Here is a 521-nt window from a genome sequence, read left to right as displayed (position 1 = left end):
TGACCTGATATAGAAATTTGTAGCCACTGCTCTGGTTAGTCTTCCAGTTCAAGCACTCTGATTTTGCCATCGTTGCCGGCCTACCGAGGCCGGCGTCCGATTGCCGAGCGCAGAATGCGGCCGCTCGTTGTTATAGAACTGTCGCCACTTCTCAATCACAATCTTCGCTTCGCGGCGATTTACAAACCATTCTCGGTTCAGGCATTCATCGCGCAACTTGCCGTTGAAGCTTTCCACAAACCCGTTCTGCCAAGGGCTCCCGGGCTTGATATACGCTGGGCCAACGTTCTGATCTCGCAGCCACTTCATCACTGCGGTAGCAGTAAACTCCGCGCCGTTGTCGGACCGAATAAATGCAGGCTTGCCATACAGCCGCATCAACCGTGATAGCGTCAGAATCACGTCCTGGTTCCGCAAGGACTTGCCAACCTCGATGGCCAAGCATTCCCGCGTATGCTCGTCCAGCACGCACAACAGCTTGAGCGTTCCACCATTGGCCAGCCGGTCATGCACGAAGTCAT

The 521-nt window shown here is 54.7% G+C and carries 1 protein-coding gene; it reads right to left on the bottom strand.

Features of this window, described 5'->3' with window-relative positions:
• Positions 1-48: 48 nt before the first annotated feature.
• Positions 49-521: integrase core domain-containing protein (locus RY831_RS33580; protein WP_326510523.1), on the bottom strand; the 473-nt coding region annotated here is incomplete at its 5' end.

This window comes from Noviherbaspirillum album, assembly GCF_035916955.1.
Taxonomy (GTDB): Bacteria; Pseudomonadota; Gammaproteobacteria; order Burkholderiales; family Burkholderiaceae_D; genus Noviherbaspirillum; species Noviherbaspirillum album.
Note: the sequence above shows the minus strand (reverse complement) of the source record. Positions and strands in the feature narration are given on the sequence as shown.